This is a genomic window from Niallia circulans (assembly GCF_003726095.1).
In the GTDB taxonomy this organism is placed as follows: Bacteria; Bacillota; Bacilli; order Bacillales; family Cytobacillaceae; genus Niallia; species Niallia circulans_A.
Genome location: NZ_CP026031.1, coordinates 4,696,030 through 4,712,065 on the forward strand (window position 1 = coordinate 4,696,030; position 16,036 = coordinate 4,712,065).

Annotated in this window: 16 protein-coding genes; 9 read left to right on the plus strand and 7 right to left on the minus strand. The window is 35.8% G+C overall.

The genetic code is table 11. From position 1 onward, the window contains the following. Positions 1-87: 87 nt before the first annotated feature. On the minus strand, positions 88-1,209 hold the full coding sequence (gene yfkAB / locus C2I06_RS22450; RefSeq protein ID WP_095330732.1) for a radical SAM/CxCxxxxC motif protein YfkAB: 1,122 nt from the start codon (positions 1,207-1,209) through the stop codon (positions 88-90). A 192-nt stretch (positions 1,210-1,401) separates the two neighbouring features. On the opposite strand from yfkAB, the gene C2I06_RS22455 reads away from it, so the two are divergent. Next, the gene (locus C2I06_RS22455; RefSeq protein ID WP_095330734.1) at positions 1,402-1,890 is read left to right on the plus strand and encodes a YtxH domain-containing protein; all 489 of its coding nucleotides are present in this window, start codon (positions 1,402-1,404) and stop codon (positions 1,888-1,890) included. Between the two features lie 164 nt (positions 1,891-2,054). On the opposite strand, the gene C2I06_RS22460 is transcribed toward C2I06_RS22455, so the two are convergent. Continuing rightward, positions 2,055-2,840: a tyrosine-protein phosphatase gene (locus C2I06_RS22460; protein ID WP_095330736.1), complete on the minus strand. Its 786-nt coding sequence runs from the start codon at positions 2,838-2,840 to the stop codon at positions 2,055-2,057. Between the two features lie 231 nt (positions 2,841-3,071). Between C2I06_RS22460 and C2I06_RS22465 the strand changes: the two genes are divergently transcribed. The 6 genes from C2I06_RS22465 to C2I06_RS22490 all read left to right on the plus strand — a co-directional run bounded on the left by C2I06_RS22465 (position 3,072) and on the right by C2I06_RS22490 (position 8,574). Then, positions 3,072-3,677 (plus strand): TetR/AcrR family transcriptional regulator, encoded by a 606-nt coding sequence (locus C2I06_RS22465; protein WP_123258891.1) that lies wholly within the window; start codon positions 3,072-3,074, stop codon positions 3,675-3,677. A gap of 152 nt (positions 3,678-3,829) precedes the next feature. Continuing rightward, positions 3,830-4,015, plus strand: coding sequence for an SE1561 family protein (locus C2I06_RS22470; RefSeq protein ID WP_047941711.1), 186 nt, complete (start codon positions 3,830-3,832; stop codon positions 4,013-4,015). A gap of 188 nt (positions 4,016-4,203) precedes the next feature. Further along, positions 4,204-5,742, plus strand: a complete 1,539-nt coding sequence (locus C2I06_RS22475; protein ID WP_123258892.1) for a fumarate hydratase — start codon at positions 4,204-4,206, stop codon at positions 5,740-5,742. Between the two features lie 94 nt (positions 5,743-5,836). Further along, the gene (gene pdaA, locus C2I06_RS22480; RefSeq protein ID WP_123259199.1) at positions 5,837-6,658 is read left to right on the plus strand and encodes a delta-lactam-biosynthetic de-N-acetylase; all 822 of its coding nucleotides are present in this window, start codon (positions 5,837-5,839) and stop codon (positions 6,656-6,658) included. Between the two features lie 86 nt (positions 6,659-6,744). Next, positions 6,745-7,611, plus strand: coding sequence for a DNA-3-methyladenine glycosylase family protein (locus C2I06_RS22485; protein ID WP_370999748.1), 867 nt, complete (start codon positions 6,745-6,747; stop codon positions 7,609-7,611). A gap of 90 nt (positions 7,612-7,701) precedes the next feature. Further along, positions 7,702-8,574 (plus strand): YitT family protein, encoded by an 873-nt coding sequence (locus tag C2I06_RS22490; RefSeq protein ID WP_095330742.1) that lies wholly within the window; start codon positions 7,702-7,704, stop codon positions 8,572-8,574. A 45-nt stretch (positions 8,575-8,619) separates the two neighbouring features. Here the strand turns inward: C2I06_RS22490 and hmpA are convergent, their stop codons facing one another. Next, positions 8,620-9,828, minus strand: a complete 1,209-nt coding sequence (gene hmpA / locus C2I06_RS22495) for an NO-inducible flavohemoprotein (RefSeq protein WP_095330744.1) — start codon at positions 9,826-9,828, stop codon at positions 8,620-8,622. 170 nt (positions 9,829-9,998) lie between these two features. Here hmpA and C2I06_RS22500 point away from each other — a divergent pair, with 170 nt between their 5' ends. Beyond that, positions 9,999-10,457 carry an RrF2 family transcriptional regulator gene (locus C2I06_RS22500; protein ID WP_095330746.1) on the plus strand — a complete coding sequence of 153 codons (459 nt, stop codon included), beginning with the start codon at positions 9,999-10,001 and terminating at the stop codon, positions 10,455-10,457. Positions 10,458-10,537: 80 nt separating this feature from the next. On the opposite strand, the gene C2I06_RS25225 is transcribed toward C2I06_RS22500, so the two are convergent. The 3 genes from C2I06_RS25225 to C2I06_RS22510 form a co-directional block, all read right to left on the minus strand. Next, a complete protein-coding gene (locus C2I06_RS25225) occupies positions 10,538-10,678 on the minus strand; it encodes a hypothetical protein (RefSeq protein WP_163184888.1) in 141 nt (46 codons plus the stop codon). Between the two features lie 206 nt (positions 10,679-10,884). Next, positions 10,885-12,072, minus strand: coding sequence for a YhgE/Pip domain-containing protein (locus C2I06_RS22505; RefSeq protein ID WP_095330748.1), 1,188 nt, complete (start codon positions 12,070-12,072; stop codon positions 10,885-10,887). 55 nt (positions 12,073-12,127) lie between these two features. Continuing rightward, the gene (locus C2I06_RS22510; protein ID WP_095330750.1) at positions 12,128-12,712 is read right to left on the minus strand and encodes a TetR/AcrR family transcriptional regulator; all 585 of its coding nucleotides are present in this window, start codon (positions 12,710-12,712) and stop codon (positions 12,128-12,130) included. 352 nt (positions 12,713-13,064) lie between these two features. Between C2I06_RS22510 and rlmD the strand changes: the two genes are divergently transcribed. Next, positions 13,065-14,459 (plus strand): 23S rRNA (uracil(1939)-C(5))-methyltransferase RlmD, encoded by a 1,395-nt coding sequence (gene rlmD, locus C2I06_RS22515; protein WP_123258893.1) that lies wholly within the window; start codon positions 13,065-13,067, stop codon positions 14,457-14,459. A 25-nt stretch (positions 14,460-14,484) separates the two neighbouring features. Here the strand turns inward: rlmD and C2I06_RS22520 are convergent, their stop codons facing one another. Continuing rightward, the gene (locus C2I06_RS22520; RefSeq protein ID WP_164463761.1) at positions 14,485-16,035 is read right to left on the minus strand and encodes a recombinase family protein; all 1,551 of its coding nucleotides are present in this window, start codon (positions 16,033-16,035) and stop codon (positions 14,485-14,487) included. Position 16,036: the final 1 nt, after the last annotated feature.

The following is a 16,036-nucleotide window of genomic DNA, read 5'->3' on the forward strand; positions in this document are numbered from 1 at the left end:
TACCAATAGTACAAAATCATCATGCAAAAAACTCCCACAACGCACAATAAAAAGTGTCCATCAACTATCAATGGACACTACTTTTTATTATCGACTAATTACTGCATTTCTTTTTGTAAAATCTACATCTTGATAGTAACTGTTTTTTACAAGGACATTTGGTCCAAGGCATTTAACAGCAGGACAATGACAGTTTAGTGAACGAGCTAAATCAGTGGAAAGCCATTTTTGGAAGATATCCTCTAAATTATCTGTTTGAATATTACCAAGAGCTGGAGTGTCACCGAAATCAGTAACGATTACATCGCCAGTAAAAATATTTACGTTTAAACGAGAACGACCATCTGGATCATTTCGAACTGTTACGTTTTTGCTAGAATAAAGGCGGTTTAATAACTGTAGGTCTTCTTCTTTCGTATTACATGGATAAAACGGAAGGGTACCGAATAGCATCCACACATTTTCATCGCGAATATCAAGAAGGTGATTGATGCTGTCACGAATTTCGTCTAGTGATAATGTTTCTAAAGCAGAAGCAAAATCTGATGGGTACATAGGGTGAATTTCGTGTCTTTGACATTTCATCTCTTCAACAATTTGCCGGTGGATATGCTCTAAATATGGGAGTGTACGCTTATTTAGCATGGTTTCGGCAGAGACAACCACCCCAGCTTCTACTAAAGCTCTACTATTTGTAATAATGTTGTTAAATAGCTTCCCTCTTTGTTCATAAGTTGGTTTTCTAGCCATCATCGCAAAACCTCGTTCTGCAAATTCCTCTTCTGTTCCCCAGTTATGAGAAATATGCAGTACATCTAAATACGGAATTACGGGTTCATAACGATCCAGACCTAGTGTTAAATTTGAATTTAACTGTGTTTTTACTCCGCGACTATGTGCATATTTAAAAAGAGGGACAACATAGTTTTCTACAGATTTTCGGCTCATCATTGGCTCTCCGCCAGTAATACTTAGTGAGCGTAAATGCGGAATATCATCCAGTTTTTTTAGTAATAAATCAATCGGTAAAGCATTCGGGTCTTTTGGTTGAAGAGTATAACCAACAGCACAATGCTCGCAGCGCATATTACATAAGGTTGTTGTAGTAAATTCAATGTTAGATAAGGTTAATTTTCCATGCTGCTCCATATCCATATAAGCTTCCCAAGGATCAATGCTTGGAGAAATTATGTTTTTTTCAGTAATCATCATAAGCTCCTTTATAAAATAAATAGTTAACTATATCTATGTGTAAAAAAGGTATAGAATGCTTTTTTCATTGTTAGGGATATAAGGCCCCTTGTCATTATTAAAGGAAAAATCCTATCTGTCAAACGTTTTTGTTTAAATATTGCGTAGGCGGGAAAAGAATCTTTAACGAGAAGAAGGGAGATGAATGATATGTCTAATGCAGCAAATCAAGGAAATAAAATTGTAACAGGCTTAGTAATTGGAAGTGTCATTGGTGTCACAGTTTCTCTAATTGATCCAGCTACAAGGAAAAGAACGATGCAGAAATTCGAGAATATAAAAGATGGAAGCACTCGTATTGTTCAGAGTTATAAAGATAACCCAGATGAATTTAAAAAGGATTGGAAGGAAAGATTCCATCGTTCCTCTGATGCCATGAAAGCTATTACGAATGATACCCAGAGATTGTACAAGCAGATTCAATCCACTGTGCGTGAGCGTTCCAAGGACTTAAAAGAAATTACAGAGGATTTCAAACAACTCTACTTTCAAACAAAGAGACAATATAATCAAATTACGAACAGGATAGCTACAACGAAAGATCAAATAATTGAATCATCAGAAATGAAAGAAGGAACCCAGCTTCCTGCTGTTAGAGAAGATATGGAGGTAAAGGAAAAGGGGACAGTCCTACAATAATGTAGAGAAAAAGAGCATCTTAAGTCTTAGAAGATGCTCTTTTTATGTAGCGTTGTCTTCTTTTTAATAAACTTGCTGGGTAGAAAGTTAAGCCAAATCACCAATTAAATTATCTCTAAACCCATCTTCACATGTAATGCCCCTATATTAAAGATCATAACTTTCTATTCAATTAATAATTGTTTGAGCTTGTCTAAATTGCTTTGAGGAATATTACAAGCCACCAGAAGATATGTTTCTATGTTTCCGTACTCCTCGATGATTTTACTATATACGTCTTCTAAGTAATCACGTTGAACCTCTAGCATGGGCTTTAATCGTTCTGGTGATACTTGAAACAAACTCATCCATCTAATAAAGTTTTCGACTTTCTTCATACGAGCAGCTATTAACTGATTTGATACTAGATACTCGTTTATAACCGCCTCATATGGGACACCCACAAGTAATTGAATAATTGCTGATATAAAGCCAGTTCGGTCTTTTCCTCCTGTGCAATGAATCAGGGCAGGAATATTTTGCTGGTTTGAAAGAAAGATAAGAATTTCGCGAATTTCCTTATGACAGCCAAAGGCCATATGTTCATACATTTCTTTCATGATCTTTTCAAAATCAATGGTATTTGACTTGCTAACTAGAAATTTAAAGAATTCAAGACGGGTAAATTCTCGGCTTTTATCATGGATGGATACATTTAATAATTGAATTCTTTTTCCGGTCGGGATACGACTTACCTTTGATTTTTGTTCATTAGGTGTTCTTAAATCACAAATGGCTTTTATATTCAATTTATCGAAGGTTTCCAAATCTTTGTTGGATAACTTAGATAACTCTTCTGAACGAAATAAAACACCAGCTTTCATTTTGCGCCCGTCACTGGTTGTCATACCGCCAATATCACGAAAATTATATAATTTTTCAAATTCAAATGCTTTTTCTAAGGTCTTCATTATCATCTCTCCATCTTTATATTCAATATTGAAAGAGGGGGAATGGATCTAACAATGAATTTCCCCTCCATTGCCATCTCTTTATATGAACAAAAAAGGTCTTATAGTCATATAGATTTAAAAATATGCTATTACTTATTTACTTTTATTTACAAAGAGATTAAGATAAGTATAAACATTATGTGACTAAATGTCTATAAAAAGTCATAAAATATTAAAAGGAGATTTGTCATGCCTAAATTTACAAAACAAGAAAAAGAGCATATTCATCGTTCCCTTATGGAAAAAGGAAGAGAAATTTTTATACAGTATGGACTGGCAAAAACAACTATTGATGATATTGTGCAGGCATGTGGGATTGCTAAGGGCTCTTTCTATAAGTTCTTTCAATCTAAAGAGGAGCTTTATTTTGAAATTCTAAAAAATGAAGAAGAAGTACGTGAGACAGTTCTTGCTGAATTATTTCGTGAAGATCTCTCTTCAAAAGAATTGCTTACTTCATTTTTTCATACATCTTTTACATTTGTTGAGGAAAATCCTTTTCTTCAGCGCGTTTTTCAGAGTGATGAACATGAAAGACTTACAAGAAAACTTCCGGAACAGATGGAAGAGTTCTCGCGGATACATACTCAAAGAGGAATCAACGCTATTAAAACTCTCATGGACCGTGGAGTCTTACCTAAAGAGAATCCCGAATTAACGGTAGGAGTTATCCAAGCGATTATGATGATAAGATTGCATAAAGATGAAATAGGAACAGAGCTTTTTCCTAAAGTGATGGATAGAATTATCGATTATATAGCAACAGGGTTAGGGAAGGAAAGTTTCAATAAATAAACAGAAAGGAGCATCTTTGACTGGATGTTTCTTTCTTTTTCCGCTATGAATGTGTAAAAAAATAATACCTGTGCAAAGCTAAAAAGACGAAGGTTGCCGAAAGAAGAAAAATTCGTTACGATTAAGAAGTAGTTTTGAAAGGAGAGAATACATTGGGTAGTTCAATTACAGATAAAAATGAGCAAGTTACTTTTCTAAAAACAAGATTAAATATGTTTATGGATGTGCTAGATGCAATTGATCCAGAAGAAGCTGAACTAGAGGATATTGATCGCTTAATTGAAATGATAGATGAAATAGAATCGAAATGTAATGAGTTTAAACATAGAGATTTATAGGATTATACTGCTTGGATGGAGAAAATCATCCAGGCTTTTTTTGTTTTTTTGGGGGAATATTTCTGTAAACGATTGCAAATCACTTCTCTATCGCCGAAGAGAAGAGTATAATTTTTTATAGGGAGTATTTGTATGTAACAAAAAATGTGCAAGGTATGCCTTGCGCTTTTCAAATGAGGGGGAGAAGCATGTATTTTGAAAATCTGAAGAAGAGTATTTACGATTTAATTGTAGAAACATCGACCAATCTTCCAAAAGATGTGCGCCGTGCAATTGCGAAAGCTACTGCATCAGAAAATGCTGGGACTCGTTCGGCGATGAGTTTAGCGACCATTACGCAAAATATTGGGATGGCGGATAAGGAAGTCTCGCCTATTTGCCAAGATACAGGGCTGCCAACATTTAAAATAAAAACACCTATTGCTGTCAATCAGCTGGATATAAAAGCAGCTATTTATGAAGCAATGGAGCTTGCAACGAAAAATGGGAAGCTCAGACCAAACTCCGTTGATTCACTTACAGGCGAAAATAGCGGGAATAATTTAGGGGCAGGGACACCTGTCATAAAGTTTGAACAGTGGGAAAAGGATTATATCGATATTCGTTTAATTTTAAAAGGCGGAGGCTGTGAAAATAAAAATATTCAATACAGTCTTCCATGTGAATTAGAAGGGCTTGGCCGTGCTGGGCGTGATTTAGACGGAATTCGCAAATGTATTCTTCATTCTGTATATCAAGCACAAGGGCAAGGCTGTAGTGCAGGTTTCATTGGAGTCGGTATCGGTGGAGACCGTTCTGCAGGATATGATTTAGCGAAAGAGCAGCTATTCCGCTCTGTCGACGATACAAATGATATTCCAGAATTAGCGGCGCTAGAAGCGTATATCATGGAGAATGCGAATAAACTAGGAATTGGTACAATGGGATTTGGCGGGGAAACAACGCTGTTAGGCTGTAAAATTGGCGTGATGAACCGTATTCCGGCTAGCTTCTTTGTATCTGTTGCTTACAATTGTTGGGCATTCCGTCGTTTGGCTATCTCCGTAAACCCTGATACAGGGGAAATTAAGGAATGGCAATATCAAGAAGGAGATAAAATTGATTTCAAAGCAGAAACGGAAGACAATGAAGTAGCGGCAGCAGAGGAAGTTATTACTCTTCAAGCACCAATTAGTGAAGAGGAAATCCGCCAATTAAAAGTCGGAGATGTTGTCCAAATTAATGGAATGATGTATACAGGGCGAGATGCGATCCATAAATATTTAAGTACAAATGAGGCTCCAATTGATTTAAATGGACAAATTATTTATCATTGTGGGCCAGTTATGCTCAAAGATGAAGATGGAAATTGGCATGTGAAGGCTGCTGGACCGACAACAAGTATTCGGGAAGAGCCTTACCAAGGGGATATCATGAAAAAATTTGGCATTCGCGCAGTGATTGGAAAAGGCGGTATGGGTGCTAAAACATTAAAGGCATTGGAAGAGCATGGCGGTGTGTACTTAAATGCCATTGGCGGAGCGGCCCAATATTACGCAGATTGCATTAAATCGGTAGAAGGTGTAGACCTAATGCAGTTTGGAATTCCTGAAGCGATGTGGCATTTAAAAGTAGAGGGATTTAAAGCCGTGGTGACAATGGATGCACATGGTAATTCTCTTCATCAAGATATTGAAATGTCCTCTTTAGAAAAATTAGCGCAATTTAAAGATCGTGTATACAAATAAATTTGGTGAGAACGGCTAAAAGATTAGCCGTTTTTTTCTTTGCTTGTTATTACCAAGAATGAATTCCTCCAGTGTACAGAAAATAACAAAAGGAATGAACGGTAAAGGAGGAATTACATTGAAATTAGCAATCAAAGCGTTTATTTGTTTTTCTGCTTTTTGTTTATTTGCCCTTCCTGCTGTAGCGAGTGTATCCAATAAACCACAAAGCTGGGGATTCAAAAAGGCAGCAAATGAACAACCAGCAGAAGCAGGACCAGAGTTAGATGCTTTACTAGAAAAGTATGGTGCTTATTATAAAGATACAAGTGAAGATAAGGTGCTTTATCTAACCTTTGATAATGGCTATGAAAATGGGTATACAGGGAAAATTCTTGATGTTCTAAAAAAAGAAAAGGTACCTGCAACGTTTTTCATTACTGGTCATTATTTAAAAAGTGCTCCAGATCTTGTTAAAAGAATGGCTGCGGAAGGCCATATTATTGGAAACCATTCCTACCATCATCCAGATTTTACCCAAGTTAGTGATGAAAAGTTAAAGCAGGAGCTTGATTCCGTTGTGAAAGAAACGGAAGTACTAACAGGGAAAAAGGGAATGACTTATTTACGTCCCCCGCGTGGTGTTTTTAGTGAGAGAACATTAAAGCTTGCTCAAGAGTTAGGATATACACAAGTGTTCTGGTCATTAGCCTTTGTAGATTGGAAGACCGATCAGCAAAAGGGCTGGAAGTATAGCTATGATAATATAATGAAACAAGTTCATCCTGGCTGTATTTTATTACTTCATACTGTTTCAAAAGATAACGCAGAAGCGCTGGAACAAGCAATTAAAGATTTGAAAAAAAGAGGCTATACTTTTAAAAGCTTAGACGATTTAACACTGAAGAAAGAAATGGATGAAGGGATCATGCATTAAGAATGGTAAGCATGCCCAATTAGAGATTTTCTTCTCTTGATTGGGCTTTTTCATGCTATAATACAAGAAAAAAACAGGTGATCACCTTGCATACCATTAAAATTGAAGGACCTTATAATTTTGATCTCGTATTGAGCAGATTAGCCTTAGATCCACTACATGTACTGGATAAAGAAGCAAGATGGGTCAAAGTACCACTTCGTATCGATAACAAACCAATCGTGGTGAAGATACAAGCAACTGGAATAACGGAAAAACCAACATTTCGCTTAGAATGGGAGGAAATAGATTCCTCTTTGCATGACCTCATTTATAAAGAAATCCGCAGAATTTTCCGGTGGGATGAATCCTTGCTCGCCATTCATGAACATTTTCAAGCAACCAAATTAAAGCCGCTCTTTGAGGAGCATTATGGAACACCGATTGTATTAGATTTTCATCCTTACAACAGTTTAGTAAAGTGTATAATCCATCAGCAGCTAAACCTAAAGTTTGCCTTCACCTTAACCCAGCGTTTTGTGACTACATATGGTTTTCAAAAAGATGGTGTCTGGTTTTACCCAGCACCAGAAACAGTAGCAAAGCTTACCGTCCAAGAATTGCGTGAGCTGCAATTTAGTACAAGAAAAGCAGAGTATATTATCGATCTTTCCAATGAAATAATAAAAGGTAATTTAGATCTCGCTAGTTTAGAAAAAAAGTCTGATGACGAAATTATGAAAGAATTAATCCGCTATCGAGGAATCGGGCAATGGACGATTCAGAATCTATTGTTATTTGGATTAGGAAGGAATAATCTTTTTCCCATTGCGGATATAGGGATTCAAAATGCGTTGAAAAAGCTTTTACAATTGGATAAGAAGCCGACAAAAGAAGAAATGGAGGCGTTGCTCCCGGAATGGCATCCATATTTAAGCTATGCATCCCTTTACCTATGGAGAAGCATTGAGTAGCTCTTTAGCCTTATCTTTAGTTGTTAACAATTAACTATGGTAAAATATAAATAAGTTGATTATTTAAATAGTTTGAAACGAGGAAAGTAAATGGAGAAAAAGACACAGAAAAAACAAAAGAAGCTTCTTAAGGCTTCAAGAGCATTATTAGTTATTATTGGAGGAATTATCACGGGATATGGACTGGAAGCAGTGCTTATTCCCAATGCAGTCTCCGATGGAGGGGTTACTGGTTTAAGTATCGTTGGTTCTCAGTTAATGGGATTTCCCCTTGGAATTTTGATTGGGATATTAAATATTCCCTTTATATTTTTAGGATATAAACAGATAGGAAAAAGTTTTGCTATATATTCGGTTATCGGTATACTCTCCTTAGCAATTAGTACAAGCTTAATGCACCATGTCCCGACCATCATTGAAGGAGATACACTTCTAATAACGGTTGTTGGTGGGATTATCATTGGTTTTGGAATGGGTTTAGCCTTGCGTAATGGTGGAGCATTAGATGGAATCGATATGTTAGCTGTATTACTTTCAAGAAAGTTACCATTCGGAACAAGTGACTTAATCTTATTTTTAAACTTGTTTGTATTTATTTTCGTATCTACCGTATTTGGTCTCCAAGGAGCTATTTTATCCGCGATTGCATACTTCATTGCCTCTAAAGTAATCCACATTGTAGAAGAAGGGTTAAGTGGATCCAAAACGTTTAAAATTATTACAGATGAGCCGGAAATAATGGTTGAAACCATTCGTGACCGCCTAGGTCGTAGTGCCACTTATACACTTGCAGAAGGTGGATACTCGAATGAACCATTTAAAGAAATTACATGTGTAGTCAGTCGCATGGAAGAAAGAAAAATGAAAGAAATTATTCATGAATTAGATCCGACAGCATTTGTCGCTATTTATGATGTATCAGAAGTAAAAGGCGGTAACTTTAAGAAACGGGATATCCATTAATAGAAAAAAAGCCAGTTGTCAGCGGACAAATGGCTTTTTTCTTTCTTATAACTTCATAGAAGGACCAAAGAATTCATAATGAATCTGACTATCATCAACCCCATTTGCTTTTAACCCTGTTATCACTGCTTGTAAAAATGGAACTGGGCCGCAGACATAGTAATGTCCATCTGCTGTGATGGCATTCTCTTTTAGCCAGTCAGCATCAATATAGCCAGCTTTTTGGAAGAAAGGATTTAGCTTATCTTCTTCAGAAGGATTTTCGTATATATAGGAAAGGTTGAAATTCGCAATTTTTTCTTTCAGTTGGATTAATTCCTCTTTGAATGCTTGAACGGAACCACTTCTTGCAGAATGAATAAATTGTACCTCGCGATCTGGCTGCTCTTTTGCAATAGTTCCTACCATGCTCATAAATGGGGTGATACCAACACCACCACTAATAAAAACAATCGGGCTTTCTTCTTTTAAAAGGGTGAAGTCACCAGCTGGAACGGTAACTTCTATTAGATCATCAACATCAATATCGCTATGAAGATAATTAGAAACTTTGCCGTCCGGATTTTCTACTGACGCTTCCTTTTTAACGGAAATACGGAAATATTCTTTATTGCTGGCACATGATAGGCTGTACTGACGGTTAAATAAGAATTTTTCCCCGGGAATGGATAAGCGGATGGTAATGTATTGACCAGCTTCATAGGCTGGCAATGAACTGCCGTCAGCTGGAGCTAAATAAAAGGACGTAATAACATCACTTTCTTTTATCTTCTTCATCACTTTAAATTCTTTATAATCAGCCCAGCCGCCATTTTTAGAAGCACTTTCTTCATACATTTCTTTTTCAATATCAATAAATACTTGGGCAATGACACCATAAGCATCAGCCCATGCTTGGATAATTTCATCAGTAGCAGCATCTCCAAGAACTTCTTTAATCGCTTTTAAAAGAAATTCCCCGACGATTGGATAGTGCTCGGCTTTCACCATTAAACTGCGGTGTTTGTGGGCGATTTGCTTTACAACTGGTATAATAGTCTCAAGCTGATCAATATTTTGTGCTGCTGCTAATACGGTATTAGCAAGAGCGGTTTGCTGGCGTCCTCGTGCTTGATTAGCATGATTAAAAATATTCAGCAGTTCAGGGTGTGCAGCAAACATATTTTTGTAGAAAACAGTAGTTATTTGTGTACCATGTACTTGTAATACTGGTACAGTAGATTTAATAATGTCAATTGTTTTTTGTGATAGCATTTTTATAACCTTCTTTTAAAGTAATATTTTAAATACATCTTTAATGATAAAAGTCTGTCTGGATAAAAGCAATATTTCAAATACATCTTTTTCACTGTTTTTAACATGTTTAACAAAATGTTCACATTTTCACTATTAGAACCGTAAAAATAGCAAAAGGAGATAGGGTTATGCGGTTAACTAACTATTCTGACTACTCTCTAAGAGTATTAATCTACTTGGCAACAAAAGAAACACCAAAACTGACAAATATCAAAGAAATATCCGAAGTTTATAATATATCGAAAAATCACTTGATGAAGATTATTTTCAATCTCGGAAAATTAGGCTATATAGAAACAATCAGAGGGAGAAGCGGTGGTTTTCGTTTAGCGATGGATCCAGCAGAAATCAATATTGGCGCACTTATCCGCCAAACAGAGGAAAACTTCTATTTGGTAGAATGTTTTGAGGATAAAAATGCCTGTGTCATTACGCCGGTATGTTCATTAAAGCATGTTCTAAATAATGCATTGGAACAGTTTTTTAAAGTATTGGACCAGTATACACTAGCAGATATAGCAGAAAATCAGGTGATGTTAAAAGATTATTTTGCTCTGAAAAATAAAGCAAGTTCAGAAGAAGAATAATCTGCTTTTTTTGAAAATGCATATAAGAAAAAAGGCTGAACATCGGGATCAGCCTCTTTCTTATTTCTATATTCATGTTCTTATTCTTTTGTTTCGTTCTCTGCTGGTGTTTCTGTTTTGGTATCTTCCTTTTGGTCATCTTTTTGGTCAGAGCAGCCAACTAACATTCCTGTAAAAAGTAAAGCAGTCATCATTCCCAATGTTAACTTCTTGAAATTCAAAAGAATCACCTCAACAAAGTAATTTTTCGTACTACCTTAGTATAGAAAAGGATTATTAATCTACTATTAAGCCAATGCTAAATCATGTAATGAATTTCAGTTCCATATACCTAAGGAATGTAGTTTTTATTAGCTGGAAAGGGGGATATTTTAGGAAGCTTTTTCAGTGCTAATGCTGTTTTGAATACCTAGTTTGTAAAACAGTCTTATTGACTCACGACACTATTTGTAGAAACGCTTTTTTTTAGTAAAGCAATTCTAAACAATGCTACAAAAAGGGTTACAGCTGATACGATTAGCAGAGCCATCATCTCAGTTGTTAAACTCTTTCCTCCAAAAATCAATGAATAATAGCCATTTGAGGCATATGTTGCCGGTAAATAGGAACCAATCGTCTGATAGAAGCTGGATAACATCGCTTTTGGAATAATTACTCCTGAAGTAACAAGCTGCAATGAAAGGGCAAGGATGTTAAATAACATGCCACCTGGTCCAAATAAAATAACAAACATCTGTGTCAAGCTTAAGAAAGAAAAATAGACAAAAATTTGAAATATTCCTGACTCCATTATAGATATGTGTAATTCAATATTAAATATAGCAAACAATAATAATGTGATGCCAGATAAAAGAATGGATGCACCTATATTAATGATTTGTCTTACTAAGAATATCGACCATTTATTATAATTGCTTTTTATTTTTGATGAAACAATATTCATATTAAGGCTCATAATCATAGAGCCTACATATGAAGCAAGTACCATCATCATCGGCACCATAGTAGGAGCAAATCCATCAACATTATTCGTCTTTTCTACAGTTGTTTGGACAGATTGGATGTTTAAAGATTCCAAAGCTTGAGAAATTCCCTTTGAAAATTCTTGTGCGAGCTCATTTGATGGTATGTTTTTTCCTAATTGTTCCTGTAAGTTTGACAGAATAAGTTGTTGTTTATAATTATAAACATTTTCATTAATGGATTGAGTAATATTCTTTGCTGCTCCATCCATTATTTGTTTTGCCAAAGTAGCGTTTGCTTGGTTAATGAAATAGTTAATTTCCGGTTTCCCATTTTCTTGTAGTCGACTAGAGAAGATTGCAGGGATATGCATTACCATATCTAGTTTTGATTGATTCATATCTTTTTTTGCAGAATCAATCGATTGGTACATTTTCACTTCAAATGGTACATTTTTCACTACTTTTTTTTCAATCATGGAACCTATTTGTTGGTCTTCATTAACTAAGCCAATTTTCAGTTTGTCGATCCGATTATTAACGCCATCATATGCTGTCATCCATACACAGAAGAAAATTAATAGGAATGCAACCGCAGTGGAAATACCAATAATAGTTTCAGGATGTTTAAAAAATTGTTTTAATGTTTTCATTTAAATTCCCCTTTTTAAAGCAAGTACATGCTTGCATTTGTAGTAAAAAAAATTACTAGGGTGTTAATCCCCTAGCAAAAAGATAAACACTGTGTTTTATAAAATCCTTTTTTGAACTTGAAATGACACTGTCACCAAAGCGAGATTTTGAAAGAAAGTAGCCGAAATTCAGCCAGATAAAATTCATCGCTTGAAAATCAATATCTGTATCCACTATCTTGCCTCTTCTATTCATCTCATTAAAGTATAATACCATCATTTCTTTTAATTGCTTTGGAATGTTAACAATCGTTTCATTAAGTTCGGGAAACATTTGCGCTTCTCTCATACCAATCATAATTAAATCTTTAACTTTTTCCATATACGTAAGGTAGCCCTCTGCGATTACCCACAAATCTTGTTCAAGATCCCAAACCATTTGTTCATTAATAACTTTTTCTAACATAGGGTGATAGGATACTGATTGAATAGCTGCTTCCATAATCCCCTTTTTATTTCCAAAATGGCGGAAAATTGTTACTTCATTTACTCCTGCTTTTTCGGCAATGGCGCGGGTCGTTGTTCCTTTATATCCATAATCACGAAATAGCTCAATAAACGCTTGAATGATTCGATCTGATGTACTATTTATTTTTTCCATATCCCATCCAACTTCCAAAAATGAATGTAAGTAATTACTTGCGTTATTTAGAATAGCTTAGAATTATCTACATGTCAATACCTTAAGGGATGGTTGACAGTAATTATTTTATAGCTGCCTCAGGAGTTTTCGTTAAAAAAGCAACTATTACAATATTTTTGCAATAGTTGCTTCACTTGTCATTAAGCTATTTACCTGAGGAATTATAGTTTTTATTAGCTGGAAATCTTTTTCAGCTTCTGGGAATAAGAGAAACTGGATATTTCCCCAAAGAAGCTTTAGTATAGGAAGAAGACATAATGAGGAAAGCTAGTAGTACCCTTTTAATAGAAGATAATAGGAGTAATTATAGATGAAAGATAAACAACAAAATACGATGGCGAAGCTGAAAGTAGGACAAACCTTCCCATTGACAATAAAACGTTTAGGGATCAACGGAGAAGGAGTCGGCTATTTTAAAAGGCAGGTTGTATTTGTGCCAGGTGCTCTTCCCGGAGAAGAAGTGGTAGTAGAAGCAACAAAGGTTCAGCCCAAGTTTTCAGAAGGAAAGGTAAAGAAGATAAGAAAGGCCTCGCCTTTTCGCGTACAAGCACCATGTCCTTTTTATGAACAATGTGGAGGATGTCAGCTTCAGCATTTAGCCTATGATCAGCAATTGCAGGAAAAAAGAGATATTGTCATTCAATCATTAGAAAGACATACAAAGCTAAAAATCGATAAATTGGATATTCGCCCAACAATCGGCATGGAAGATCCATGGAATTATCGTAATAAAAGTCAATTCCAAGTGGGACAGCAAAAAAATGGTGCTGTGATTGCAGGGCTATATGGACTAGATTCCCATCGCTTAATCCCCATTCAGAATTGTATGGTACAGCATCCGTTAACGAATAAAGTATCAGAAGAAGTCCGCAAAATCTTAGAAGAATTCCAAGTGCCAATCTATGATGAACGGAAACAAAAAGGGATCGTCCGCACGATTGTAACACGCGCTGGCTTTGAATCTGGAGAAGTACAAGTGGTATTGATCACAACACAAAAAGAAATGCCAAGAAAAAAATTAGTAATGGCTGAAATTCAAAAAAGATTACCAGAAGTAAAATCTTTAGTGCAAAACATCAACGGCAACAAAACGTCTCTTATTTTTGGCGAAAAAACCATCCATTTAAGTGGGGAAGAAGTCATTCAAGAAACACTAGGTGATTTAAACTTCGAATTGTCAGCCCGTGCCTTTTTCCAATTGAACCCTGTTCAAACAGTAAAGCTGTACGATGAAGTAAAAAAAGCAGCAGCGTTAACAGGAAAAGAAAAAATAGCGGATGCTTATTGTGGGGTCGGAACTATTGGCTTATGGCTAGCAGACGGCGCAAGTGAAGTCCGCGGCATGGATACAATCGAAGCTGCGATTACAGATGCACAAAAAAACGCAGATAGACACGGTATCGAAAACGCAACCTATGTAACAGGCACAGCAGAACACTGGCTGCCGAAATGGGTAGAAGAAGGCTGGCGCCCAGATGTGGTTGTCGTTGACCCGCCGAGAACTGGCTGTGATCGAAAATTATTAGACGCGATTAAAAAGGTTAAACCGAAGAAATTTGTGTATGTCTCATGTAATCCATCTACCTTAGCAAAGGATATTGATTATTTGTCTAAAGATTATAAGGTGGAGTATTTGCAGCCGGTTGATATGTTTCCGCATACTGCGCATGTTGAGAGCGTATTATTGATGACATTAAAAAAATAATATAAGGGAGGCTTCTAAGCCTTCCTTATATTGGGTTCTTAAATCTATAGTGAATACTAATTGTACCATCAGCAAAAATCTCAATTCTCTTTATTAAATTGTGCAACATTTGTCGAAGAACTTCTTCGTCAGAGATTTGTAATTCAACAAATTTTTTTAACTGTTTTTGGAAGGTGCTCAAATGATGTACACTGTCTTCTTCTGAAGAAAGTAATCTAACTAACTCACTTGCCCTACTTTCCAAAATTTTTTTCTCTTTCATAATATCTTCATTAGCCAATTGAAATAAGTCATTTGGAATAAGACCTTTTGCCAATTTTCGAGTGAGCTGAGTCAGTTCACTTTGGATATTAGTTAGTTCACGGTTAACTTGACTAAGTTCCTCTTTAAATGAACTAGCCTGTTTATTAAACCTGCTTAATGCTATTTCAAGTAAAGGTTGCATATCAATTGTCGGACTTGCCAATTCATGGACGTCTGTTAAGACTGCCTCTTTAAGTGATTCGTGCTGAATCTTATGTGAACCACATTTCTTACTACCATTTTTTTGATAAGTACCACAAACATAACTCTTTCTGTCCTTTTTATAAATCATACCAGCACCACAATCGGCACAGAACGCTAATCTAGCGAATATAGACTTATTTCCTCTACCGCGGAAAATTCTTTCTGCCCTCATAGTTAATTTGGATTGAACTTCTTCAAATTCACTGTGACTTATTAAAGCGCTATGGGTATTTTTTACGACTATGTGATTCTCTTTACTATGTCGAATTCGGCTTTTATAACCCCGTTTTTGAAGAAAAACTTTATCATTAGAAGTAGTTTCCCGTCCTTGGACTAAATCACCGACATAATGAGGATTAGTCAGTATTATACGAACAGCAGAGTCGTGCCATTTATCCCCAGCATTCTTTGCATTCAATACTCTACGGGGAGTAGGAACATTATTCGACGTCAAATAATTAGCAATCTTTTGGACCCCCCAACCTTCATACAGGTAAAGCTTAAATATCTCTTGTACAGTTATTGAGTGTAAAGGACTAGGTACCAGTCTTCCATTAACCTTGTTATAACCATATGGTGGAGTACCATGATGTTTTCCTTTTCTAGCAGTTTCTGCGGTGCTGAACTTTATTCTTGCAGATGTAAGTTCGCTTTCTTGCTGAGCAACAGCAGAATGTATTGTCAAGAAAAATTCATTCTGGTCAGTGAACGAATCATAATTTTCTGTAATTGACCTTAACCTAATATTAAGACTTCTTAGTTTTCTGATAAGGTTTAAGGAATCAACTGTATCCCGTGCCCATCGTGATATTGATTTTACATAAACAACATCGAACATCTGTTTCTCTGCATCTTTCATCAGTCTTCTTAGTTCAGTTCTTTTTTTTAAACTTGTACCAGAGATACCGTTATCTACATAAACTTCTACTAACTGTCCTCCTAAATTATCAACATAGTTTTTAAAGTAAGAGATTTGGTTATCAACACTTTCTCCTTGGGCAAAATGCTTGGTACTTACTCTTACATAAATCGCAATTCTTTTATTATTATTTCCTACTACTAAACTCATG

Bases quoted from the DNA above. Each gene is read 5' to 3' on its own strand.
- C2I06_RS22465 (WP_123258891.1), top strand. From the start codon at position 3,072: ATGCCTAAATTTACAAAACAAGAAAAAGAGCATATTCATCGTTCCCTT.
- C2I06_RS22505 (WP_095330748.1), bottom strand. From the start codon at position 12,072: ATGAAAACATTAAAACAATTTTTTAAACATCCTGAAACTATTATTGGT.
- C2I06_RS22490 (WP_095330742.1), top strand. From the start codon at position 7,702: ATGGAGAAAAAGACACAGAAAAAACAAAAGAAGCTTCTTAAGGCTTCA.
- C2I06_RS22500 (WP_095330746.1), top strand. From the start codon at position 9,999: ATGCGGTTAACTAACTATTCTGACTACTCTCTAAGAGTATTAATCTAC.
- C2I06_RS22510 (WP_095330750.1), bottom strand. From the start codon at position 12,712: ATGGAAAAAATAAATAGTACATCAGATCGAATCATTCAAGCGTTTATT.
- hmpA (WP_095330744.1), bottom strand. From the start codon at position 9,828: ATGCTATCACAAAAAACAATTGACATTATTAAATCTACTGTACCAGTA.
- rlmD (WP_123258893.1), top strand. From the start codon at position 13,065: ATGAAAGATAAACAACAAAATACGATGGCGAAGCTGAAAGTAGGACAA.
- yfkAB (WP_095330732.1), bottom strand. From the start codon at position 1,209: ATGATTACTGAAAAAAACATAATTTCTCCAAGCATTGATCCTTGGGAA.
- C2I06_RS22475 (WP_123258892.1), top strand. From the start codon at position 4,204: ATGTATTTTGAAAATCTGAAGAAGAGTATTTACGATTTAATTGTAGAA.
- C2I06_RS22455 (WP_095330734.1), top strand. From the start codon at position 1,402: ATGTCTAATGCAGCAAATCAAGGAAATAAAATTGTAACAGGCTTAGTA.
- C2I06_RS22460 (WP_095330736.1), bottom strand. From the start codon at position 2,840: ATGAAGACCTTAGAAAAAGCATTTGAATTTGAAAAATTATATAATTTT.
- pdaA (WP_123259199.1), top strand. From the start codon at position 5,837: ATGAACGGTAAAGGAGGAATTACATTGAAATTAGCAATCAAAGCGTTT.
- C2I06_RS22520 (WP_164463761.1), bottom strand. From the start codon at position 16,035: ATGAGTTTAGTAGTAGGAAATAATAATAAAAGAATTGCGATTTATGTA.